This is a genomic window from Chthoniobacter flavus Ellin428, assembly GCF_000173075.1.
Lineage (GTDB): Bacteria > Verrucomicrobiota > Verrucomicrobiia > Chthoniobacterales > Chthoniobacteraceae > Chthoniobacter > Chthoniobacter flavus.
The window spans coordinates 12,069-36,413 of sequence record NZ_ABVL01000041.1 but is presented as its reverse complement, the minus strand read 5'-3'; the positions used below and the strand labels follow the sequence as shown (position 1 = coordinate 36,413).

The following is a 24,345-nucleotide window of genomic DNA, read 5'->3' as shown; positions in this document are numbered from 1 at the left end:
CCACCGCCAGAAACACTCGCACGCTGCCGGGAAAGCTCAGCATGTCCGGCTTCCTTCACTCCACGCCCGCAACAATTGCGCCGCCAACAGCACTTGGCCGCCATGGTTCACCTCCAGGCGTGCCCCGCCAGGCAGATGCACGACCAACGTCTGCGTTCTGTCCTCGGCCACATTCTCTACTGTCGCCTCCACCCAACCCGCCAACCGCGGGACCGTGGGCCTCTGCTTCTGCAGCGCATTGCCTTCGCCACGCGCCTTGCGCCGCTTCTGCATCCAACTGGCAAAGGTCGGATACTTCACTCCGACATGGGCGGCAAACTGCGCCGCCGGTAACCCGCTCCTTTCAAACTCATCCAGCACCGCCTCCCGCCGCTCCGCTGGCGTCCACACACGCCCTCGGGCGTCCTGTTTCAATACTTGATCGGCCTGCTCCATAGATTGCATAGCGTAGCTCCTACCCAATCTACGAAACTACCCCGTTCCGATGGCGCTACGGATAACGCTTACTCTTCTTCCCCAGTCGTAGATGTCATATTCACCTACGATATGAGATCTATGACCCGCTCCGCCATAGGTGCCCGGGCGGACGCTTACAAATAAAGCGCTTCCTCCTCGTGTTCATGAGAGTGCCCCGCGGGACGCACGGTTTCGATCGTGTCGATCTTGTGGTTAAAAATGCCCGGCCCATACATTTTACCGGCACTCCATTTCCATCAATGAACCCCGTTACGTTCAGTTCATTTTCATCGAGCGCCCGTGCCTTTACTCTTGGACTTCAGAATTAAATACAGTCGTCGTCCCTGTGGGACGCTCGGGAAAGGGCGCCCATTCAAAATGCATTAATTCTACCTCCGAAGAGGATGAGGGATTCCGGGCGACACCTGCTCTTGTAAAAAATTGCGAACTGGAATCGTCGTACGCAGCCTCAATCGATGTGTCATAGTGGCTAGTCCCACTGATCCAAAGAACCCGCCCGTCTCCCGATAGGTCAATGCGCAGTTTCAACATACCAAATTCGACATTTGGAGAACCCGCTATCCAATAGTATCGCGGCGGAGTATTTGTGGCCTCAATTTTTAGAGCGAGCAATGCGGGCGCTCTATCTATTAAATAGACGCTCGCGAGGACACCCGAAGGCATCTTTTTCTGGTAGATCACCTTGGTATCGACGTTTTTACCACAAGCAGACAGAAGTACAGCTATGCTAAATGCGCTCAAGGCATTAGACAGCACTTGCACGACATTTTGAATTCTTCTGTCCATCGGAATTTTTGGGTGAAAGTTCGGTACGGTCCCGGTGTATAGCTATCCTGTACCTTCGGAAAATACAAATACTCCCAATGGTGATTGTACGATCGCAATCCCATCACATTTGTCACTTCAAATTGTGCAGAAACGGACACTGTTACGCCACGTCCCTCTGGGTTTTTTTCCGCACTGCCCCAATACTGAGCCGACCCCAAATATCCCCCAAGAACCTGCTCGGTCCAATTCCAAGTCGTAAGCACGGTCCGTGGCGATGTCCATGGTTGGCGTATAGGTATGTTGCCGTACAAAGGGCCTGGGCTGCAGCGCATAATTTTGTCAATCATCACCCCCCGAATCTCAGACCTCGCAGCGGTAACGGGTGGTGCGTGCATCAGAACCTGTGTCATCTGGCTGTCGGGGCCATACACCGCGTCGAGCGGAAGAGTTCCGTCGCGCCAGGCATTATACGCGGCGAAAGGGTCGTTGTACCAATCTGTCGAGGCTGGTCCGTTAGTGATGCGGTGTAACAGCCTACCACAGTCGCCCATTAGATTGGTGACCTGCGTTCCCAGATCAGAACCTGGGGTTGGAGGCGGAGGAGGAGGCAATGGATCTGGAGTATCACGCGGCGGGTCCGATATCTCCGGGTTATTCGGATCGAAGTATATGGGACGCCTTCCATCCGAATCGACTAAGAGGGTGGGACAATTTCGGACAAACGCATAGACGTTCGGACCCCCTGTTTCCTCGTCTGGATCGCGGCTGATCCAGAACCCATTCTGGCAATCGTAATAACGATATCCATAATAAAGCAGTCCGGTCTCACCATCCGTGTATTTCGTACTAAACCTAAACGGATTCTGGCTCGCATACGGTCCCAAAGTGCGCAACGCTTCCCCGAAGGGCCCATATTCATACTGTGCCGCGAGGCTACCGTCGCTCGCATCGACGAGACCATTGACATTTCCAAGGTCATCAAAGAAAGGCACATAATTGCGATTGATCGTGAAATCGCAGATCGCTAACAAACCACCAACGCCACCTGCGCCGGAGAGGTTGCCACTCAGGTCCAGCCCCCATCCATATGCCCGCTGCGGCTGATTATTCCCGTCGAGCTCCGCCAGCAGATTCCATCCGTCGTATACGAAACGAATGACTAAGCTAACAGTATAGGACGAACTTACGACATTCCAGATTGAAACTGATTTTTGAATGCGCCGGTGAGCGAAATCGTAGCCGAAAGTGAGCTTTAGCTGCGGTGCTCCTGCGGCCACGCTGGCAGCGATGCTTTCAATCCCGATTAATTGATTCTCTGCGTCCCAAGTATAGTTCCAACGTCCGTCGCTCGTCAAGTTACCATCGGCGTCGTAGTTGAACCGCTCTGGCGTGGCAGGGATATACACTCGTCCGGATTTCTGCGCCACGAGATCTGTTCCTGGGGCTCCATTTGGGCGAGCGGCCGACACGTTGATCTCCGGATAGACAGGAGCGGCACTGTTATCCACCTGGACAGAGTAGGCGAAATAGGAGCCACGACGTTGGGCAGTCGCTCCGTTAACGGTTACCGTGGCATCGGCTTTGGCAGAGCCGAGGACATCGACCTCTCCAGGCACTGTCCGACTCCCATATTGATTGAGAGCATTCGGCGAGTAGGTGGCCTTACCACCAGTGGTCGAGGCAATGGTACGATTACCGATGTAATCAAAACTATAGCCAAACTGCTGACCGGAGACCGCGGTCCCGTCTGCCCAGTATCTATTTGCGCCAGTGACCTGGCCGAGAGAGTCATATCCGTATTGCCACCGACTGCCATCCGCAATGGTGGTCTGCGTCCGCTGGTTGGCCAAATCATAACCATAAGCGAGCGCGTTGACCGCCGCGGATTGGCCGGTCACCACGGTGCTAGTACCGGACAGTCGATCCAACTGATCGTAAGCCTTTGTCGTGGTCATGAGCGACTGGCCGCTGATACTCGCGGCGATTTGCCAGACTCGTGATGAATTCGACACGTAGCTGTAGGTCGTCGTTATCCCGCCATTGGTAACGCTCTGTAGTCGGGACGCACCATCGTAACCGTAGCTCGTCGCCAGACTTTGCGCACCAAGGGCGAGCGTCACGCCACCGGGGCGGAGGAGGCCGTCGTAATTTCGATTGATGCCAATGCCGGCAAACGTTCCATCGATGCAGGTTTCGCTGCCGGGCTGGCCATCGAGCGTCGATCCGAAAGTGCGAGTTCCAGCAGCATCGACAGCGGTCACCATTTGCCCGCGACGATCGTAACTCAGCCCTTTTGCGGGGGTCGTGTCGCTGTAACCGACTCCGGTCACTTCTCCGGCTCCGTTGTACGCAAGACTGGTAGCAACGCCACGCGCCCAAGTGCGACTCGAGATGCGTCCCGCCAGTGTATAGCCGAAGCTCGGCCCCCTTTCGTCGGCATATTGTTTACTCGTTAGAAAGCCGCTAACTGGATCATAGTTCCAAGTGGTGACGGACGCACCTGCGGCGCCATGAGTGGTTAGTGTCTTGACCCGCCCCTGCAAGTCGTAGGTATACTCTTCCGGGTAAGTCCGAATCCCGGAAGTTTTCTTCAGCTCGCCTGTTGGCCAATACTCATTAGAGATCACGCCTCCGTCGGGTTGTCGGACACCTTGCAAGCGGCCGGTGAGCGCTTCATAAAAGTAGGTTGTTGTTTGCGCCGGACTGCCGTCGCCCGGAGCGGGCATAGTCGTCGATTGTATTTGATCGTCGGCATAGTAGCTATGGCTTGTTGTTCCGTCCCGGGCATCGATCTCCTGGGTCAGTCGCTTAAAAGCATCGCCATAATTATAACTCTTCCCTTCGATCTGGCTTCCGTTCACTGCCTTCCGGGTCGAGGAGGTTTTCCGACCATGGTCTTGCTGTTCGATTAATATAGAGCCGTCAGGGAAAGTGGTTGTTATCGTGTTCGTCCCGTCTCCGTGCAGGTCAATCAAGGTCTCGGTTGTCAATCCATAATGGCTGTTCCAGGAGTGGCGCCCGTTGGGAGTCATGTCGACCTGAGAAGCGACAATCGAGCTATCCTGTCCGTCTACATTCCATTGTGAGGTCGTAATTCGCTGCACTGTGACACCGTGGGCGGTTACGACGCTCCAAACATTTTGGGTGATCCGATCAGTCCCTGCAAAATGGATAGTGCCACTGGGATTCGCAGCGGGGTTCATGTCCAGCGCTGTCGTCTTGAGCTCGCCGGTGGGCGCGTAGGTGTAGCGCATTGTTACGCCATCGGCATCAACCGACGTGATCAATTGACCTAGGGAATTGTATCCGGACGACCGCACGCCACCATTGGCTTGTACTGTCTGACAGGTCCGCCCAGCCATGTCCTGATAAGTCTTCGTCCACTCCGTGGCCGCACCTCCGGCTCCCAGACGAATCTCCTTCGTAAACCACGCATGGATCAATGCGCCACCCAACGGCGTGATATCCTCAATCCCATATTCGTAAGACTTGGGATAGACCGCCGTTCCGCCAGTGCTGAGTTGCCGACCGTCTTTGCGATACACCTTTATTAGAGTGTTGCCGTCCGGTTGGGTGGTTGTACGGACGAGGTGGCCGGTATTGTCGATGGCCTCGTTCATACGCGTCGAGCGTCCAAGCGAGTCCAAAGTTTCGACGACGCGCCCGGCAAGGTCATAGTGCGTTTCACTCAATGTCTGGAGGGAGCCGTCGGTCCCCTGGCGTTTGATGAGTACGACGCGGCCCATCGAGTCGTGTTCGGTGAGCGTGGTCAAGCCATCTCTTGTCGTCGAATTTACGCGCCCCAAAGCATCATAATCATAGGTCGTGACCACACCCTCCCGATCGGTCGACGTCTGCGGGCCGCAGCAGCCGATGGCCGTACTCATTGTCGTGCCGTCGTCGTAGGCAAACTCTGTAGGCCGGCCCAAATCATCCACCGCCGTCCGCATTTCGCTCGAGAGCGTCAGCCCCGAAGCCACATCGACGCTAGTTGTCGAAATCTCTTGTCCGGCGCGATCGACCACAGCGATTGTCGTCGTTCCTGCTACCACCGTGTCTCCCCCAGCGTTGGGCTGGCCCGCGGCCCTCGTGGTCGTTTTAGTACTCTTATCCGCGGACAACTGATAGCTATAGGTGGTCAGAATACCGTTCGACTGAAGCACGCTTTGCACCTGGCCCGAGAATGGCCCGCCGGTGACTGTCCTGGTCACGGTCACCAGATTGGTTGTCGCGGTCCAGGCAGCGCCTGGCACGGTGCAAACAATGTCGCGCGTTTCATTGGTAAAATACGCGCGATAACTGCGCTTCGTCTCGGAGCCGAGTGTGGTTTCGACGACCGTCACCGCCGGGTTGGCATTGGCGTAGGTGGTGGTGACGACGCGATTCGCGCCGTCGGCTGAGGCCACCGCCGAATCGGCGTACTGGGCCACCACTTTGATCCTGCGGCCGTACTGATCGTAGTCGTAGGTTTCCCAATAGCCATTGGTACCGACCATCTGTTTGAGCTGGCTGTATTTGCCGAGCTGCGTGGGATCGGTGGCCGGGGAGACCTCGTAATAACTGTAAGTGGTCGTCAAGGCGGCGCCATTCGGATCGGCAATGGAGGCCACCTGCACCTCACCCCAAGGCTCGGTTTGAAAGACGTTGGCCGATTCCGATTCGAGAACTCCATCGGCGTTGTAGGTCTGGCGCCATTCGGTACGCTGCGTGTGCGCTCCGTTCCAGATGGGAGTGAGATAGGTGACGGAAGCCCCATCACCCTTGGAAAATTTCCACGCTCCCGTCGCGGGAGTGTATTGGTAGGCGTAGACGTCCACGCGCGGGCCGCTTTCCACGGTGATCCGCACGGAATTGGGATCGATCTGGTTGGTTTGCGGATCGACCGGTTGCTGGATGGTCACCGTCTTGATTGGTGCACCGCCCACGGGATAAGTGCCATCGGCCTGCTTCGACACCGTGGGGGCGGGATACTGTTTGAGGGTCAGCTTATTCGGGCCGAGAGCGGTGACCTGAACGAGCGACGATGGGGTCACTACCTGAGTAGCCACCCCATTGACGCGAATGACCTGGCCATTGGGCCCTACCGAGTAACTCAGCGTATTCGGATTGATGAGACCCTGGGTAGGTGTGCTGGAGTTGAGTGAGATGCTCCCCGCGGTGGCGCCGAAAGTGTCGGCTCCGAGACCCATACTGAAGTTCATGCCACTGGCGCCCGCGCTGGCCGGAGCCCCGGCTCCAGAAGCATCGAAGGATCCGCCCGAGAGGTCGCCTCCTGTCCCTCCGCTGCCTGTGACCCCTCCCGTGGTGCACGTACACGCCGTGCACGGTGGAGTCCAATCATCCTGGAATTTGCCATAAAACATGCCTGCCGCCCAGCGCACGTTCCAAGTCTGGCCTGCGCGGATGACCTGCTTCGGAGTGCCGGTGCCGACCTTTTCGCAAATGAGATTGCCGTTGCCGGACTGGGTGTTCCATAGATGGAACGGGCCATTGGTCGCGGGCAGCAACCCAGGTGCAGGCGCGACGGGCGGGCCGGGAAGGTTTGAATTATTGTCCACCGAGAGGTAAAACTTGAGGTCGCCAGTCACATCCTCCCCGACATAGCGACACACCTGGCCCATGAGTCCCGAGAGGCTCTGAAACTCATACGGGTCGGGGTAAATACCGTTACCCTGAAGAGAGTCAGCACTTGTGGCCTGAAACAACGAGCCCCCGTCCAGGCGACGATAGTTGCTATCCGGAATGGGCGCGCTGAACTGCCAATTTGATTCCGCTAACGAATAGGCTCCTCCCGGGGCGGGCGGCTTGATCGACGCTGTGACCCCTTTGCTAGAAAGCAGGGTCGGTCCCGGGGTCCCTGTGTGCCAGTCTCCATTCGAATCCCTGGTGGGCGGACTGACCGCGTTGCCAATCAGTTGCAGCGGCACAATTTTACAGCTGTACAGGATTTGTTGGCACTGCGCGAGGCGATCGTCGATCGGCGCGTTGCTCGGCAACACTTGCAGGCAGGCGCTGACCTTGGGCAGCGCGGCAGGGTTAAAGTAATAAGTGCTGGTCTGCCAAATATAACCCTGAGTGCTTAAATCATTCTCGAGATCGTTCTTAGTGGTGTATAAGCCGGACAGAGTGGCCACATTGCTACTAATGTCATTGACCAGCGCCAGGAGAAGAGCCGGGTCGTCGAGGTCGCTCCCATAAAAGCCATCCTGAGGCATGGCGTCGGGGATGGCCCCGTCGCTGCGCTTGCGAAAATTGACCGGCAGACCAGTCGCGGCTTCCCATCTTTGCTGGATGGAGCGCTGGAGCGCCTCGATCGGCGGGGCGGCTTGAACCTGCGCGACTAGCAGGATGATGAGGAAGGCGAGTGAGCAGCTCGCCAGTCTGCCGCGGCCGGCCAGATGAGTGAACGTGAGTGGATGTCGCGGGACAGTGCCAATTCGTGTTGCCATAGGAAGATTGAGTGTTTTGCCGTCGCCGGTTATTCCAAATGCGTGAAGACGTTGAGTTGGAGGACACCGCCGGTGTCGGTCGTACCGCCGCGGAAGGGATTAAGCCCGAGCTTCCACGCGTTGTAATTGGTGAGGCCCGTGCCGGAAGGATCTCCCAGCGGGTTGACGCCATTCATGCCGAAGTAGCGATACTCCCAGCCGTCCGGGATGCCATTTCCATCGAGGTCGGCCATATTACCGTAGGTATTGGCCAGGGTGGTCACCTCACCGGGGTCCAGCACTTTGCTGAAGACTTTGATTTCATCCAAGCTGCCGTCGAGCATCTGCAAATCAGGAATTCCCGAGGCGAAGCGCAACGGAGCGGGACTGCCGTTAATGGTGCCAGTTCCCGAACCGGCCGACACTCCATCCAGATAGATCTGCGCTGTCGTGCCATCGTAGGTCACGGCGAGATGATACCAATGGCCGGTAACGAGCACGGTTGTGGCGGGCACGTGGAGAGTGCCGCCGTATTCGGTCGAGGAAAAGACCAACTGCGGAGCGCCGGCACCAAGCAAACCGCCATCCAACACAACGCGGAATCCGGATTCAGGAACGACGTTCGATCCGGGCGGCTCAGGAGTCACATTGGTGACGAGCGTGTAAGCTTTATCCGTATCCAAAGCCGTGGCCTTGAACCACAAAGAGATACTAAACGCGCCGCCGGTATCGGGGATCACGCGGTTGGTGGTGTGATCGATTTCGAGTCCTACCTGATCGGAGTAAGCACTGCCATTCACGTTCAAGCCAGCCAACCCATCGAAGCCGATACCCCAGGCAATCGATCCGTCGGAACCGATGGTGCCCGGGTTTTGGGCCCCGGAGGAATCCTGGGCATCCCAACCGGTGTTTTCATTCAGCTTCAGATAGGCGACGAGGGAATCCGTGAAGACCGTGAACGTGACCGCTGGAGTAAGACCAGTGCGAGCGGAGATGCTGCTCGTAACGGAGCCGTTCACCGCTTGCTGGTAGAAGATCTGCGCCTTCCCGTTGGCGTCCGTCGCCACCGTCAGGACGGTATTCAAATTGGTGGCACCCGAGGTAATCGCCAACTGGCCGCCGCCGCTGACCACGGAGAAGATGACCTCAGCATTCGGCAGAGGCGTGCCGTAAGAATTGGTCACCGTCACCTCGAGCGGCTGGGCGAGGAAGGCACCGGCCGGACCGGTCTGCCCATCGCCCGCCGTCTTGCGGACGAGTGGGGCGCCGACGCTGGTCGGATCGGAAGGATCGCTGCCCTGCGCCAGTTCCACGGCGTTGGTGGCTCCGTCGCCGTCGGGGTCGCCATTGGGGTCTTGCCCAATTACCCCCAAATAACGCACTTCCCACCAATCCGGCAGGCCATTGTTGTCCCGGTCGAACATGGCTTGGATTTCCGCGGGCATGAAGGCGCTGGCCACCAGCTTGACATCCTCCAGTATCCCCTTGTAGAAATGGCCGCTTTCGTCGCAGCCAATCCAGAGGTCCCCCGGAGTATTCAAAGTTCCGCTCATGTCCGGTCCCACGCCACCGGCCGGGGTGGAAACATCCGCGCCGTCAATGTACAGGGTCCCCTTTCCAGCGGCATCGCGCGTAAACGCGAGCAGATGCGGGCGTCCATCCAGCAGCAAGCTGGCATCACTTTGGAGAGGAGCGATTTCGTGAACCACCACTCCGCCCGTGAGAATATCGAAGACCACTCCGTTGCCGGCGCTACCCTTCAAGCTGAAGGCGAAACCGGTCCCCGTGCTGCCGCTCTTCGAGACAATCGGGTAGATATTCGAATCGTCCGCGAGCGACAGGCTCGGGTCGAGCTTGATCCAGGCAGACACGCTGAAGGCGGCGTCCCCGAAATTCAGCGTCGAGCTATCCGGCACATTGGCCGCGGCATCCACGCCGTTGAGTTGCAAGGCAGTGCCCCCGGGCACTTGCCAGTCGGCTTGTTGATCGGCGGGACCGAAGCTGGCCACGCGTACGGCGCCCCCGACCAAGGCACCGGTGTTCCCATTTTCGGAGGCATCGGTGATGGCGTCGCCGCCCTCTTCATTGAAACGCCAGAATCCGACGACCTGATGGGTCCACAAGGTGAACTGGACCGAGCCCGCCACGCCGGCGGTCGCCGTTACAGTGCTCGTTGCGCCGGAGGCAAGAGGCTGTTGGAAATAGACTGTGGCCGCGCCCTGGCTGGAATTACTCACCACCGTCAGGCTCTTCACGAAAGGCCCGGTGCCATTCAACCCCGCCGAAAGCAGGCCGTCGCCTTGAGTGACCGTGAAGGTCACCGGGAACCCAGCCACCGGCACCCCACTCACGCTGTCTTTCACAGCCGCCTGCAAAGGCGCCGGGGCAAATCCGCCGGGCGCACTCGCCTGGTCATCTCCGCCCAGAATCGACAGGGTCGGCGCCGCTACCTGGACTTCGGATGTATAATCCGAGTATCCTGCCTGATTCGCGTTCCGCACCCGATAGGAATAGGCCACGCCGGATTGTGCAGTCGTGTCGTAGAATTCGCTTTCGCCCAGCAGCAGAACCGCAATTTGCTCCCAACTTCCGTTGCCGGTCCGGCGCTCCACCATGACCTGATTCCGCGGATCGTATGCGGGGTTATTCCAGGTTAAGTGGACCTGGCCATTCAGCCCCACGGAGGCGGTCAGACCGGACGGCGCTGCGGGCGGCGCCAGCAGCGCATATTTGGACATCAGATAACTCTCCACCTGAAAACGGTCCGCATCAGACAGCCCGGCGTTGAAGATCAAGACTTCAGCGATGTCACCCTTCAGCAGGGCGTCGGTGGACCAGTTACTCTTGCCGAGGAAATTGCTCGTCCGCGCGATGACTCGCGTTCGATAGTACTCCTCTTGAGCCAGCGTGACCCCGTCCGTCAACAGCCGGCCACCCGGGGTCAGCATGTTTATTTCGTAAAGGTGATAGGCATTCTGCACGATGGCCCCGGGGCCAACGTAGCCATCCGCCGCTGTGCCAGCGTACCACTCGTTGAAAACGAGGTCCGCCGATGTTCCGTTGCGCCCGAGAACAATGTTATCCACGGCCGCCGCAATCCCGATATCAAAGAATCGTTCATTGGTCGGCAGCGGCGTGGTGGACGCCGTCGGCTTGACATGACATAGGCGCTGATGCCCGCGGAGAAGTCGTTAAAGTTGTTGCCCAATCGGAGATAGGAGGCCGTGCCGTCGAAGCGGACCGCCGAATGAGTACCGAGGGCATTGCTCACCACGATCGGCTGCGAGCCGGACACCGATTGCGTCCCATCATTGCCGTTGCCGCTGACATCACTCCACCGGGTGACAAACCCGTTCCCATCGGAGGTAATGCCGAAATCGGAGTCCAGCCACATCACCAGCTTGGCGAATGGCAAGGCTGGTCCCGCAGCCTGGGTGGTGCATGCCACTTCCGTGCTCGGGTCGGAGGTTCCGCCGAAGGTGCGAGTGCGCACCCGATAAAAATACTGGGTATTCGGAACCAGCCCCGAATCGAGATAGCTGCTGGCCGTGCTCGGTGCCGTGCTCACGATGGCATAGGTCCCGTCTGAGCCCGTCTTGCGCTCGATGACATATTCCGTGAAAACCCCGGCCACCGGAGTCCAGAGAAGATTCACCTGGGAAACCGAGATCGCCCGCGCCGCCAACGTCGTTGGCGCGCCTACCGGGGCTTGCGCCAGCGCAAATTTCCTCGTGAAGTATCCCTCCACGGCATGGCGTTCGTCAGGGGTCAGCGCGCGATTGAACATCAGAATTTCCGCGACATCACCTTGGAAGTAACTGTAGTTGAGGCCCAATTGCGGATTGGTCGCGAATTTGACGTTGTTGACGTTGGTCGTGTAGTAGAGGCGGCCATTCTGTCGCGCCGTCCACTCGTTCGGCTGCGAGAGCGCATCGTAGAGATGATACGAGTCGGTCGCGACGAGCGGAGCGCCGAGCGTCTGGCGCGTATCCGTGCCAAAGTCGTCGTAGATGACTCCGGAATATGGATAGTAGGCCGAGCCTCCAGTGCCAAAGTGATGCCAGCCTACCGAACTCGTCGACGATTGATTCAGCGCCGAGCGATGGACGGTGAACAGCTCACCGGCGCCCAGGGACGACGTGAAGTTAGGCAGGTTCAAAGAGGCGGATCCTCCGAAGGTCACCAGCGGGTGCCCATTGAGCAAGGATGCGGAAGTCGTCGTCCACGCCGGACGGTTCCCCGCGCTATTTTGGAACGCGTCATTCTGATAGCCGGACTGATCCAGCCAGGTCACAACCTTTCCGTTCGCGTCCGTGACCACTCCCTCATCGGCGCGCAGCCACAGCACCGCGGCAGCCAATGGCATGGGGTCGCCAGTGCTCAACGTCGTGCCCGAGGTAGCCGAGGAGGCTGTTGACTGCCCTCCGATTCCGGCGCCGACGATACGATAGCTATAGGAGGTATTGGCAGATAGGCCACGGTCCGTGTAGGTCGTTCCTTCCGCCACCGTCGCGATGGTCGCATATTGGCTGTCTCCGGCGGCCATGCGTTGGATTACATACTGGTTGGCACCGGTCACCGCGGTCCAGGAGAGATCCATTTCCCCCGTGGAAATCGGCGTGGCCGTCAATCCGGTGGGCGCAGCCGGTGCCGCCACTGTTTGATATTTTAGGTTCAGATAAGTCTCCACCGCCTCCCGCTCCGTGGACGACAGAGCCCGATTGTAAATCAAGACCTCGGCCACCTGCGCATTCAGGAACTCCGCATTGCCGTTGTAAGCTCCCAACATGAGGGAGTCCGACGGCAGATTCGCCGCGCCGGCCACTCTTTGGGCGACGAGCAGCCCATTGTTAAAGCAGGACATTTGATTGCCGCCATCGAAAATGGCCGCGCCAATGTTCCATTGATTCGCCACCAGGCCGGTATTCACCCCGTTGCCCGTCCCACCATCGTTACTGACAATAAAGACCTGGTTGGTTTGGGTGTTTTGGCTGGATGACCAGGGATACACGATATAACCCGACTGCTGCAGACGAACGAGCGACTGATAGTTTGTCCCCTTGGTCACCGCGAAGATGGTCAGTTTATTGCCACTGAAGCCCGAAGGTCCGCCCTGCAGGAAGTTGCTTCCGTTGAACTGCAAGGACGGCTGGCCATTGGGGAAGGCATTGCTGACGATCGACGGCCGTGACCCGGCGGTGACCTGGGTGGCGCTTCCACCGTTGGCGCCGAAGTTCAGCCAGGACTGGACCTTTTGACTCGCGTCCGGTACCACACCGGCGCCCGCTTTGAACCAGAAGGAGAGACTATTGGTCGGCACCGAAACGATGCCCGAAGCGTTGGTCGTGGCGCTCGCTTCATTCGAAGGCAGCGCCGCGAGCCCCATCTGGGATGCGGTAACGCGATAAGTATAGCTCGTTCCCGGCGCAAGCCCTTGGTCGCAGTAAGCCATCGCCGATCCAGGGAGCGTGGTCAGGGCGGCATAGGTCCCCGAGCCCGTCACCTTGCGTTCGATCAGGAGTTGATTGGCGCCGGTCGAAGCCGACCAGGTCAGATCGATCTGCGAACCCGATGCCGGATTCGCGGCCAGGTTCGTCACGGCGGTAGGCGCACTTACGAGGAGATATTTCTGATTGAGATACGCCTCCACCTGCTGGCGTTCCGCATCGCTCAGGGCACGATTATAGATGAGGATTTCGGCCATGTCGCCGGCATAAAGGGGATCTGTAGCCCCCCAGTTGCTCTTGCCGATGTAGTTGGTCGCGCGGGCGATCGCCTGAAGAGCTGGCGCGGCGGCAGAACCTACTTTTACCCCGTTTTTGTAGACCGCAGCCGAGGTCGTTCCTTGACTCGCGGCCAGCAGCTGGAACACGCCCGTCGTCAGAACGCCCGGCCCGGCGAGCTGCACGCTTGCTCCGCCGCCGGTGAACGTATCAAACAAGAGGTCATTACTCGTCCCGTTTCGGCAGAGAAGAATGTTGCTGCTGGCCTGTCCGACGCCAAAGTCGAAGAAGCGCGCATAATTTGCCGCGCTTGTTGGCTTGGCGACGACAAAGGCGGTGACACCCGCGGTGAAATCCGTGAGCGACGTGGGAATTTTCAGGTAGCTGGATGTCCCATCGAAGCGCACGACCGGTTGGCCGTTCAGCGCCCCGGTCACCGCGGTGGGGTACGCCGCTCCGATCGTCTGCACCGCATCGTTGCCATTGCCGGAAACATCGCTCCAATGCTGGACGGTGCTTCCCGTGCCTTGGGTCACCCCCGCGCCGGCCTTCAACCAGATCATCAGGTGGTCAGATGGCACCGAGACGATCCCGCTGGCATTGGTCGTCGCGTTCGCTTCATTGGAAGGCAGCGCCGCCAGCCCCATCTGGGACGCAGTGACGCGATAAGTATAACTCGTCCCGGGAGTCAGGTTTTGATCGCAAAACGCCGAGGCGCCCCCGCTCAGGGAGGCCACGCTGGCATACGATCCGCCGGAAGTCTTGCGCTCGACGAGCACCTGGCTGGCGCCGGTGGACGGGGTCCAGGTCAGGTCGATCTGCGACCCGGAGGCCGCATTGGCCACGAGACCCGTGATCGCGGTCGGGGCGGCGGCGATGGCGTACTTCTGGTTGAGGTACGCCTCCACGGCCTTTCGCTCGGCAACGCTCAGGAGGCGATTATAGATCAGCACTTCCGCCATATCTCCCTGAAAGAGAGGGTCGTTCCAATTGCTTTTCCCGATGTAATTGCTCGTCCTGGCCGCCGAAGGAATAGCGAATGCGGTGCCCGTAGCGAGTTGGACGCCATTCTGGAAGATATAGGCGGTCGAGGAACTCTGGGCCGCGGTCAAAATCTGGAACTGATTTTGGACGAGCACGGACGGCGCCGTCAGTGTCGTGGCGTTGTTGTAGCTGAACCCGGTAAGGGATTCATAAATCATGTCGGTAGTGTTAGTCCCCCGGCAAAGCAGGATGTTATTGCCCGGTGCTCCGTTTCCAAAATCGAAATAACGTTCATAGGTACGGGAACCGCTGGCGGTGGGCTTGACCACCATGAACGCGGTGATACCCCCGGAAAAATCGGTGATCGCCGAAGGGATCGACAGGTAGCTCGACGATCCGTCGAAACGTAAGACTGGCCAACCGTTCAAGAGACTTCCCGGGCTATTCACAAACAAGGGGCTGGAAGCGGCCGTGGTTTGCACTGCGGAGTGACCAGTTCCAGACTCATCGGCCCAGGCGCTCACCTTCCCGTTGATATCTGAGGTCACCCCAAAATCGGCCTTTAGCCAGATCAACATGCCCGCGGTGGGCAGTGGCGATTGACCTGCCGCCAGGGTGCTCACTACAAAATTGAGTTGCGGCGCCGCTCCGGCGGTGGCGCTGATGCTGGCGGTACCTGCTTGCGAGGCACCCTGGAAGTAGGCCGACGCGTAGCCTTGGGCATTCGTGCGCGTCACATAAGAAGCGACCGCATTACTCCCGCCGCTATCGGCGAGAAGGCCCCCGCCGGTCGTCACTTGGAAGGTAACCGGAGCATTGCTCATCGGAACGCCGTTGCTGGTGACGAAAACTCGGAGGGGCTGCGCAAAGAGAGTGTTTACCATTCCGCTTTGATTGTTCCCGTCGGCGATTTGGGCCGTCGGCGGAACTCCGTTGTAATAGTCCGTCGGGTCGGTGCCGTTGAGATATTCCAGCAGGTTACTAATGCCGTCGCCGTCCAGATCCATGTTGGCGTCCCCAGCGAAGCGCGGGTTCAGGCCATGAGCGATCTCCCACGCATCGGGCATACCATCTCCGTCGATGTCGTCATTACTGAAAGCGGAGGAAGGAATGACCTGCTTGGCCAGAGCGGGGGTCGACCAAAGGAGGACCGCCACGCCGCTACCCGTGGTCCGCCCATACTCCATTCTCACGTGATAGAGGTTTCCGGCAACGAGGGTGATGGAACTCTGATCTTCCGTCAGGCTGTGCGTCGTCCAGTTATCAATGAGTAACTGGTCATTCACCCAAAGCCGGACTTTGTCGTCGGTCTGGGTGTAAAAGGTAAACTTCTCCGAAGACCCCGCGAGGAGATCGCCTTTCCATCGCACCGAATAGTCGCCGGGATCCACCGAGACATCCGGCGGCGACCCTGCCCAGTTGAAATTGATCGCGCCATCGCGTCGAACGGTGCGCAACGTGGCGAGAGTACTGCCCTGGAAATACGACCCACTCAACCCGGCTGGGTCTTCCACCGACGTCACCTGGACGTTATCGAAGGTCACGGTATTCAAGGTCGCACCATCTCCGCTCGTCACCGCCAGGCCAACCGCGGCGTCGTAAGGCACCGGCGCGTTGACCGTGCTGAGAAGCGTCCACGTCACACCGTCGGCGGAATAGTAACCGGAGAACGAGGTTCCCTGACGAACCAGTTTGAGCCATGTGGGAACGGCTCCCGCCGTACTGCTCGAAAGGCTCGCTTCGTTCACCACCGCGCGGGATTGCAGGAACAAGCCGCCGCTCGGAGCGGCAGCAAGGAAGACATTTCGGGCGCCGGGCGCCGCGCTGTCGCGGATCATCACGCCGGCGCTCGCATAGGCGCCAGTGCTACTCTGCGTGACCACCCGCGCCACGATTTGCCCATCTCCGGTAAGCGTGCCCATCATGCCTTGGAAAGCGTCGGCCGTCCCTCCGATACCGGTGCCGGCGCCTCGCACTGTATAAGTCGCTGAACCCGCGTCGTAGCTCGAATTACCGGGTGCGCTGGCAATACCCACATCGCCATAAGTCCAATCACTCCCAATGAACCCAGGTGTGCTCGTGGCCAAAACATTCCCGGCGCCATCCTCCGCGGAAACCGTCCCGAAATTGGCGAAGCCGAAACTGAAAGCCTTCGAAGTGCCGTTGTAATAGCCGGAATACAGGACATTGCCAGAGCTGATATCCGTCACTGTCGCCGCGCCATTCGGACCGACCGCCAAGCGGGTGCCCGCGCCCTCGTAGACGTCGGCCCCGGCATCTTGCGAAGCCAATCCCTTGAAGGTCAATTCCGTGCCGTTCCACACCAGGCGAGCCGGGCCATAGCTGGGAGCGGTAGGAGGCGGAGTCAGATGAATGCTCGTCCCACTCGGACGATTGGAGAAGGTATCGGCATAGTCCCATGCTCCCGACGCCGAGCCCATCGACCAACTCCAGATGGCGCCGTCATCCCAGGCCCAACCCAAGGTCAGCGTAATATCTCCGGCCGCCGAAATATAAGACGCGCCTCCATATGTGTTCTGCCCCATCCCTCCATCGTAATTCGTTTCCCAATGCAAAGGACACAGCATCCCATTGACATAGACTTGCGCCGGGAAGCTGTTGGCCAGCGGCCAACCGGGAAACCGCGTTAATCGACTCGCCATCCTGCGTGATATAAAGCTGGGAATTGTAGTTACCCGCATCGTCCGAAATCACAAACATGTTGTTCGCCGGTAAGCCGACGTACTTTCTGCCCCAGGATCCATCAGGACGCTGATAAGTATAACCTCCCGTGTGGATTCCGTCGGGAAGCAAAACGGAATTTCCGAATCCTCTTCCGTAAACCAGGACAGTCACCCCACTCGGTAGCCCCACCGGATTTCCGTCCGAACCCAAGGCAAAGAAATTGTCCGAAATGGGCGCGTTTCCGGCAACATTGGTAAAGGTCGACGAAGCAGGAAGGTAAGTGCCCGCAGTTTCCGTCCCGCCATGGGTTGCCGTCACCGAATCATCCGAACCAACAATAACGGAGTAATCACCGCCGGCATCTCCCGGCGCCCAGTATAAATCCTTGCCATCCCCGGTGGTGTAGTAAAAGTGCAGAAGATTTCCTGCCCATGAGACATAGGGTGGACCATTCGCCGGAGTTCCCGAGATGGCGTTGAAACTGATGGCGAGATCCGCGGGAAGGGCGCCAATCTGCCAGCTATCCGGATCATAGGAGGTCGTAAATGTCTCACCATTGGGGGCCGTTCCCCACATATAGGAAGCCATGGTACTATTGCTCGTCGCATTTCGCTGGATTTCTACGTAACCGACCGAGCCGGAATAATGAAGGGTATCGGTGTAGTTTTGGCCTCCCGCCGTCACGTCGGTTGAGTCCAGATTGTATGCTTGTCCGTTAATGTAGACTTGAGGCGGCGGATCGGTCTCAAAAATGTTCGAATAGTATCTTGCATCGAGCAACGTGGCGTTTGTGTAGTTATTCAAATTCGGATCAACCCAAAACCAGGGCGAAGATCCGAATTGCATATAAGACGGAGACGTGAGATCGACAGTAGTAACCCAAGCTCCATTCGCGCCACTCCAATACGTAGGAACCGTGTATCGGCCGTTCACTACAAATGGGACGGGCGAGGTGATCTGATCCCAGGTCAACACCTTGAAGCAGTACGGAAAATCGAGAAATGTAATCTCATCCATTCCAACCGCGTAATTTCCCTCCCACCAAAGCATTTGCCCACCTTGATCATAATACCAAGGAGCCTCTGAACCGAAATCAGGATAGTGGACGAGATAGTAAAAGTCATCGACCCAGAGGTCTAAACTCGTGTCGTAAAAGTCGACGTACTCCCCGTAGAGATTATATGCCGTGTACTGAAAATTATACAGCACTCCATTATAGAGCACCGAGGGGGGACCATATTGTTGACCTGACGCTTTTGGCGCCGTCAGACCGCAAAAGAGCACGGCGATGATTAAAACAACAAGGCCGCGCAGCATCATTGCCGCTGAAAGCCGACCGATAAAAGCGGATTTAAATGTACGCGGAATCATAGAGTAAATCACATTGATGTTTTTTCCGAACGGCATTCGCTTTTTAGATTGAGCAAGGAAGGGGCAGTCCACCGGCGACAGCGTGCTCAACGGGGAAATTCCATGGCGAAGGGAAAGTAGCATTTTCCAAGCCCGAACACCGCCAAACGCTAGAGGCAATCATACCAATAAATTCTATGGGTTATTACCTACGAAGTAATACTAACTCCCCAAGACAGGAGCTACCTATTGCTTCTAAATCTGCCCGCCAGATTAGGTAGAAAGCAGCGAACAGCCATCCAAACTGAAGAAGGGAGACCATTTTTAAAAAACAGGATGAATCGTTCAGCTCGATAACATGAATAAATGCCCGCTTCTTTTGGGGGAAGACAGAGTCAGTTCTTAAAATTGTCGAGAAACGAAGTCATCTCCTACTGTCCTGGGCCTTCAGCCACGCGGTAGTGTTTCGCTGATCCGATTCCAGGCGAGGTAACCGTTCCATTTCTTGGGCCGCAGTAGTCCCGAAAACAAAGTACAAAGCAACGTTTTTTTCACCATTTACCATTTCTTCACGCTTGCGGTGATGTCTCCGGAAGGAATCATTCTACTTAGGGAGCTCGACTGATTCGGTTCGGTGCAAGCTCCTAAATCCCGCCCTAGGAATGAATAACGATCATTGCGCGCCCCAATTATGAGCAAAAAATGCCGTGAAAACGCGCAGATGACTTATGTGACCTGAGTCGCTGGAGCCGTTTAGAACATAGTAACCCCAGTTCATAGAGGATAGCACCCGATCGTCGACATGCGCAGGCGGTCGGGCAAGTCTCATAAGCTATAGTGCAGTCGCAAGAGTGCGTTGAATATGGCGCGTTGATATATCGCGATCTCCGCGCGCGATCGACACCCACTCGCGCGATGCCTTACTGTAGCGGCGGTCTGTGACCGTCGATTCCAAACGCCCAATCCGACGATCACAGACCGCCGCTACATTGGGCAATCGCTACGCGATACTTGAATGGCCATCCAGCCTCGCTTGCGTTGGCATCCGCTCGCGCTAAACGAATGCGGCGTTCGGCTGCCGCACCTCGATGGGGCGGGCCGACAACATCCGCCGTCCACACGGTATCCCTCTGGCCATCTAATATACCCCGGTTTCGGCGGTAGGCTATGGACGTCCGTTCCGGTTGACCGGCGGATGATCATCCGTAAAATCCGTTACCCGGCAAAATGAGTAAAACCCTCTCCCCAGTCACTTTCCGCAGTAGCGTCATCGCCCTGCTCCTTGCGGGCATGGCCCTGTCGCTGCCCCTGACTGGCCGGGCGGAGTCCGAGGAGGAGGACGCGGCATTCGCCGCGCAGCAGGCCACTGCCCAAAAGGCCTTCCACGACGACATCGTCCCGTTTGTCACCACCTACTGCAAGAATTGCCCACGGGGACAAAAAGAGGAAATCGGGCGTCACCTTTTCCTACGCACTCAAGCACCCCGGCAACGTGGCTTTCAGCAAAACGTGGCTGCAATCGCTCGTGAATGTGAAGAATCACGACATGCCGCCAGATGAAGCGGACAAGCAACCGACCGACGAGGAGCGGCAGAAGTTCACGGACTGGATCGCGATGCTCAAGTTCCTCAGCCCGAAGGACCCGGGGCCTTACGTCATCCGTCGTCTGACCAAGATGGAGTATGGGAATACTCTGCACGATCTTCTTGGGGTGGATCCGGCCGTCGCGCGCGACTTGCCGGATGAAGTGATCGGCGAAGGATATCTCAATACGCTCTCCCCTCTCCAACTGGAGCAGTATCTGGGGATCGCCAATACCGTCCTGGATCGGGCTCTGGCTCCGAAGGGGGCGGCTCCCACGGAAATCGAAAAGCGGCTGTTTGGCCCCGCACCGGCGCCGGGAGCCGATCAACGGGAGGCGGCCCGGAAGGTCGCGCGCTCGCTGGCCCGCAGCGCCTACCGCCGGCCGCCGTCCGATGCGGAGGTGGAGGTCCTGCTCGGGGTCTACGATCTGGCGCGGCAAAACAAACTCGCCTATCCGGAAGCCCTGCGCCTGGTCCTCAAGGCGGTCCTCGTTTCGCCGCAGTTCCTCTTTATCACTCCCTCCGGCGAGGAAGAATCGGGACGCAACATCGTTCCGCTGGATGATTACCAGTTGGCCTCGCGTCTGTCGTATCTGCTCTGGGCGACCATGCCCGATGCCCAGCTCTCGGCGCTCGCGGACAGCGGGAAGCTTCACGAACCGGAAGTCCTGAAGGCGCAGGTCAAACGGATGCTGACCGACCCGCGTTCCCGGGCGTTGTTTGATGGATTTGGCGCGCAATGGCTCGGAGTCGGAAATCTGGACAGCAAGGCCTTCGATACCGCCAAATTCCCGCAGATGACCAAAGAGATGCGCGCGGCGATGTATGAGGAGACGCGGCTGTTCTTCGAAAGCATCGTGCGCGAGAACCGCAGCGTCATCGATTTCATCAGTGCCGATTACACCTTTCTGAACGGCACGCTGGCGCCGATCTATGGCCTGGACAAGACGATCACGGGGCCGCAAATGCGCCGCGTGCATCTAAGCGACGCCAATCGCGGAGGTATTCTAGGTATGCCCGGCGTCCTGGCGACCACCTCCTTCCCCAACCGCACCAGCCCGGTGCGGCGCGGTGTGTGGGTGCTCGAGGAAGTGTTGGGAGAACACGTCCCTCCGCCTCCGCCAAACGTCCCGGCCCTCGACAAGCAGGACAAGAAGACGGTCGAAAATCTGACCCTGCGTCAGCGCACGGAGTTGCACCGCACCAATGCGGTCTGCGCCAATTGCCACAAAATTCTCGATCCGATCGGCTTCGGCCTGGAGAATTTCGACGCCATCGGACGCTGGCGCAATCAGGACGATACCGGCGGCGCGATCGATGCCGCGGGCGAATTGCCCGGCGGAAAACACTTCACGACCCCGAAGGAACTGAAGGTCATCATCGCCGGACGCACCAAGGAACTTTCCCGGAACATTGCGGAAAAATTGCTCGGCTACGCTCTCTGTCGCCCGCTCGAGGGCTACGACGAAATCGTCCTGGATCACATGATGGAAAAAGCCGCGGCGGATAACTACCGCATGCAGACCCTGATCACCGAAATCGTCACCAGCTACCCCTTCACCCATCGCCGGCTCCAAGATCATCTCGCCTCCACTGACCATGCTAAATAACATCCTGATCGATCGTCGCACGTGCCTGAAAGGGATCGGAGTCGCCCTCGCGCTGCCCTTTTTGGAAACCATGGGCTGGGCGGATTCCGGCAAGCAAAAGGCCTATAAGCCGCCGGTGCGCCTTGGGTTCATGTACATGCCGCACGGGGTCATCATGGATCAATTCTGGCCGGCCGATGCCGCGAGCTTCCTCACGACCCTGCCGCCGGCCTTGGAATCGCTGCGCTCCGTCATCAACCAATGCCTGATGATCAAGGGCATCTCCGGAGTGCCGATCGCGCCGTTCAATGGCGCGCCGCACGCGCTCGAACTTTCCACCTGGCTGACCGCGACGCTGCCGGACGCGGACACCCGGAATAAAATCAACATCGCCATTTCCGCGGACCAGATCGCCGCCAATTACGTGGGTAGCTTTACCTCGCTCGCCTCCCTCGAGCTGGCCACGATGCCGCAGACGCACAAGGAGAACCAGGAAGGTCTGAACGAAGGCTACTACTCGCACTGCAGCTTCCGCTCTCCGACGCAGGCCGTGCCGGCGGAGATCAATCCGCGCAGCGTCATGAACCGGCTCTTCAACAAGACGGATCAAAACGGCACTCCCCACAAAGCTTCGCCGGCGGACGCGCTCGACCGCAGCATGCTCGACCTCGTCATCGGCGGCGCCAAGGACCTCCGCAAGACCTTGCCGCAAACCGACCAGCACAAGCTGGACGAATATCTCGACAGCGTGCGTTCCGTGGAGCGCCGGATCGCCGCCATCGAGTATCGCCAAAAAGAAGCGGCTCTGGAAAAAGCCGGCGTCAGCACCAGCAAACGCAACGCATCCGACTCGCCGCCCATCGAGATCAAAATCCCGCTCGGCGACAAGCGCAGCGAATACATGGAAGTGATGTGCGACCTCAACGTGCTCGCCTTCCAGACCGACACGACCCGCGTCAGCACCTACATCGGCTCCACGCCAAACGGTGTCTCCTATCCGGAGCTCGGCTTCAACGACGAGCACCACTCGCAGACCCATCACAACAACAACCCGGAGAAGGTCGATAAGGTCGAGAAAATCACCGCCTTCAACATCGCCCAATTCGCCTACATGGTGAAGAAGATGGCCAGCCTGCGCGAAGGCAACGGCACGCTGCTCGACAACTGCATCATGATGTGGGGCTCCGGTCTCGAGGACGGCAACAAGCACACCCGCGCAAATCTTCCGTTCATCATCGCCGGCCGCGGCGGCGGCGCGATCAAGACCGGCCGTTTCCTCTCCGACGTCCAGGGCAACCAGGGCGACCTCCTCACCACTCTCCTCGCCTGCGCCGGCGTCCCGCTCGATCGCCCCATTGGGATCGCGACGAAGCAGATCAAGGAGATGATGAACGTCTGAGCGGCGCGCGCGCTGAGTGCGGTTAAGCAGCGTTCACGCTGCGACCGCGAAAATCTGCCTCTCAGGGCGGCCCCAAAAGCCTGTCATCCTGAGCGTAGCGGGGAAGCATGGGCGGAGTCGAAGGACCTCTGACTTCCGCGGGTTTTCGCGCGGAGCCGTGGAGCAGAACTGGCGTCCGTGCCTCTCCCCTATTCTTTCGTCCTGTTTCTGGGGAACTGGTGGGGAAGAAAGCTATTGGTCCTTCAACTCCGTTCAGTCGTTACACTCCTACACTTCGCTCAGGATGACTGGCCTTTTTTGGAAGCGCTTCGCGCACTCCCGGCCCGTTCGCAGCGCCTTGTTAGGCGTTGCCGGTCGAATTGGGGAAAAAGTCGTTGAGTGTAAACTCGTCGGTAGTTCCTGGATAATACAGCTTGCCGCCCCGCTGGATGAAATCAACGAGCTGTGAATGAACGAGTGATAGCGCGAGACAGACAGCCTGCCAAGAATCGACGCCGTAGATGTCTCGGACAGGGGCGTCGAATGGGACAGTAACCGGACAACGCCAATCGGAGTCTGGTTCATTCGAAACTGGAGTGGGGCGTCCGATCCGGACGGTGAATGCGAAGCGCTCGCCTGTGAGACTGAGGCAGGAGAACTCACGATTGGCAAACGGCTCGATCATGCTTGGTTTCCGTTAAACGAACCGCGAGGAAGCGCCCCCAAGCTTAGCGACTGCGGAAGGACTGGTGCGCGGTGGGTTCTTTGGGCAGCGGCAGGCATGACTGCCCGGAGCAGTTCGCAGCGCATGGGCGACTTAGATGCGTTGAAGCAGTTGTTCATAGTCGTCGAATTCGTTCTTCCAGTCACCGTAACAAGCGGTCAGGCCACATTTGGGACAACGCGCGCCAACATAAATCCAGCGAACGGCACGGGCACTCTCGTAAAGTGCGACACCGACGGTGACCTCGAAGGAGCCGGAACCGCAAGGGCACTCGCATTCCTCAAGATTGGCGTCCTCCAAATACTCCTCGCTATCGCCCATCGGATGACTGTTCGAACAGGTAGAGCAGATACGGACTGCTGCACCTTCGTTGTCGTCAAGGAGGAGCCGGAAAAGATGCGAGCCGCACTTGCACGAAGCATCGGCAAAGTGTTCCGCCGGGTAGCCGTTCTTCGTGCTGTAGGAGAGCAAACGTTCGCGAATGTCGGCGTGCGAGTCGCCGTAGCTGTGTTGTCCTTGCTGTCGAAGTGCCATAGCGCGTGTCAGTCGCCTACGACCCCAAGCTCAGCGACTGCGGAGGGACGGAAGGACTGCTGCGCGGTGGGTTCTTTGGGGAGCAGCAGGCATGACGCCCCGGAGCAGCTCGCAGCGCATGG

Annotated in this window: 10 protein-coding genes; 3 read left to right on the top strand and 7 right to left on the bottom strand. The window is 58.5% G+C overall.

Features of this window, described 5'->3' with window-relative positions; translation table 11 throughout:
• Nucleotides 1–36 precede the first annotated feature (36 nt).
• The 5 genes from tnpA to CFE428DRAFT_RS38345 all read right to left on the bottom strand — a co-directional run bounded on the left by tnpA (nt 37) and on the right by CFE428DRAFT_RS38345 (nt 18,526).
• Nucleotides 37–444: an IS66 family insertion sequence element accessory protein TnpA gene (gene tnpA, locus CFE428DRAFT_RS31150; protein WP_006982053.1), complete on the bottom strand. Its 408-nt coding sequence runs from the start codon at nt 442–444 to the stop codon at nt 37–39.
• A 770-nt stretch (nt 445–1,214) separates the two neighbouring features.
• A complete protein-coding gene (locus CFE428DRAFT_RS31145; protein ID WP_006983727.1) occupies nt 1,215–7,694 on the bottom strand; it encodes an RHS repeat domain-containing protein in 6,480 nt (2,159 codons plus the stop codon).
• 29 nt (nt 7,695–7,723) lie between these two features.
• A complete protein-coding gene (locus CFE428DRAFT_RS40145) occupies nt 7,724–10,288 on the bottom strand; it encodes a LamG-like jellyroll fold domain-containing protein (protein ID WP_237705586.1) in 2,565 nt (854 codons plus the stop codon).
• A gap of 335 nt (nt 10,289–10,623) precedes the next feature.
• Nucleotides 10,624–16,926: a LamG-like jellyroll fold domain-containing protein gene (locus CFE428DRAFT_RS31135; RefSeq protein ID WP_162145325.1), complete on the bottom strand. Its 6,303-nt coding sequence runs from the start codon at nt 16,924–16,926 to the stop codon at nt 10,624–10,626.
• Nucleotides 16,844–18,526: a hypothetical protein gene (locus CFE428DRAFT_RS38345; protein ID WP_162145324.1), complete on the bottom strand. Its 1,683-nt coding sequence runs from the start codon at nt 18,524–18,526 to the stop codon at nt 16,844–16,846. Before CFE428DRAFT_RS38345 ends, CFE428DRAFT_RS31135 begins: the two co-directional genes overlap by 83 nt.
• A gap of 1,116 nt (nt 18,527–19,642) precedes the next feature.
• Here CFE428DRAFT_RS38345 and CFE428DRAFT_RS39385 point away from each other — a divergent pair.
• The 3 genes from CFE428DRAFT_RS39385 to CFE428DRAFT_RS31115 are packed head-to-tail and all read left to right on the top strand — an operon-like array spanning nt 19,643 to nt 22,986.
• Nucleotides 19,643–19,975 (top strand): hypothetical protein, encoded by a 333-nt coding sequence (locus tag CFE428DRAFT_RS39385; RefSeq protein ID WP_006983723.1) that lies wholly within the window; start codon nt 19,643–19,645, stop codon nt 19,973–19,975.
• Nucleotides 19,908–21,608, top strand: coding sequence for a DUF1592 domain-containing protein (locus CFE428DRAFT_RS31120; protein WP_202797537.1), 1,701 nt, complete (start codon nt 19,908–19,910; stop codon nt 21,606–21,608). The genes CFE428DRAFT_RS39385 and CFE428DRAFT_RS31120 overlap by 68 nt, the downstream gene beginning before the upstream one ends.
• The gene (locus tag CFE428DRAFT_RS31115) at nt 21,598–22,986 is read left to right on the top strand and encodes a DUF1552 domain-containing protein (protein WP_006983721.1); all 1,389 of its coding nucleotides are present in this window, start codon (nt 21,598–21,600) and stop codon (nt 22,984–22,986) included. The genes CFE428DRAFT_RS31120 and CFE428DRAFT_RS31115 overlap by 11 nt, the downstream gene beginning before the upstream one ends.
• A gap of 340 nt (nt 22,987–23,326) precedes the next feature.
• On the opposite strand, the gene CFE428DRAFT_RS31110 is transcribed toward CFE428DRAFT_RS31115, so the two are convergent.
• Nucleotides 23,327–23,650 carry a DUF6968 family protein gene (locus tag CFE428DRAFT_RS31110; RefSeq protein WP_006983720.1) on the bottom strand — a complete coding sequence of 108 codons (324 nt, stop codon included), beginning with the start codon at nt 23,648–23,650 and terminating at the stop codon, nt 23,327–23,329.
• A gap of 132 nt (nt 23,651–23,782) precedes the next feature.
• A complete protein-coding gene (locus CFE428DRAFT_RS31105; protein WP_006983719.1) occupies nt 23,783–24,223 on the bottom strand; it encodes a hypothetical protein in 441 nt (146 codons plus the stop codon).
• Nucleotides 24,224–24,345 lie beyond the last annotated feature (122 nt).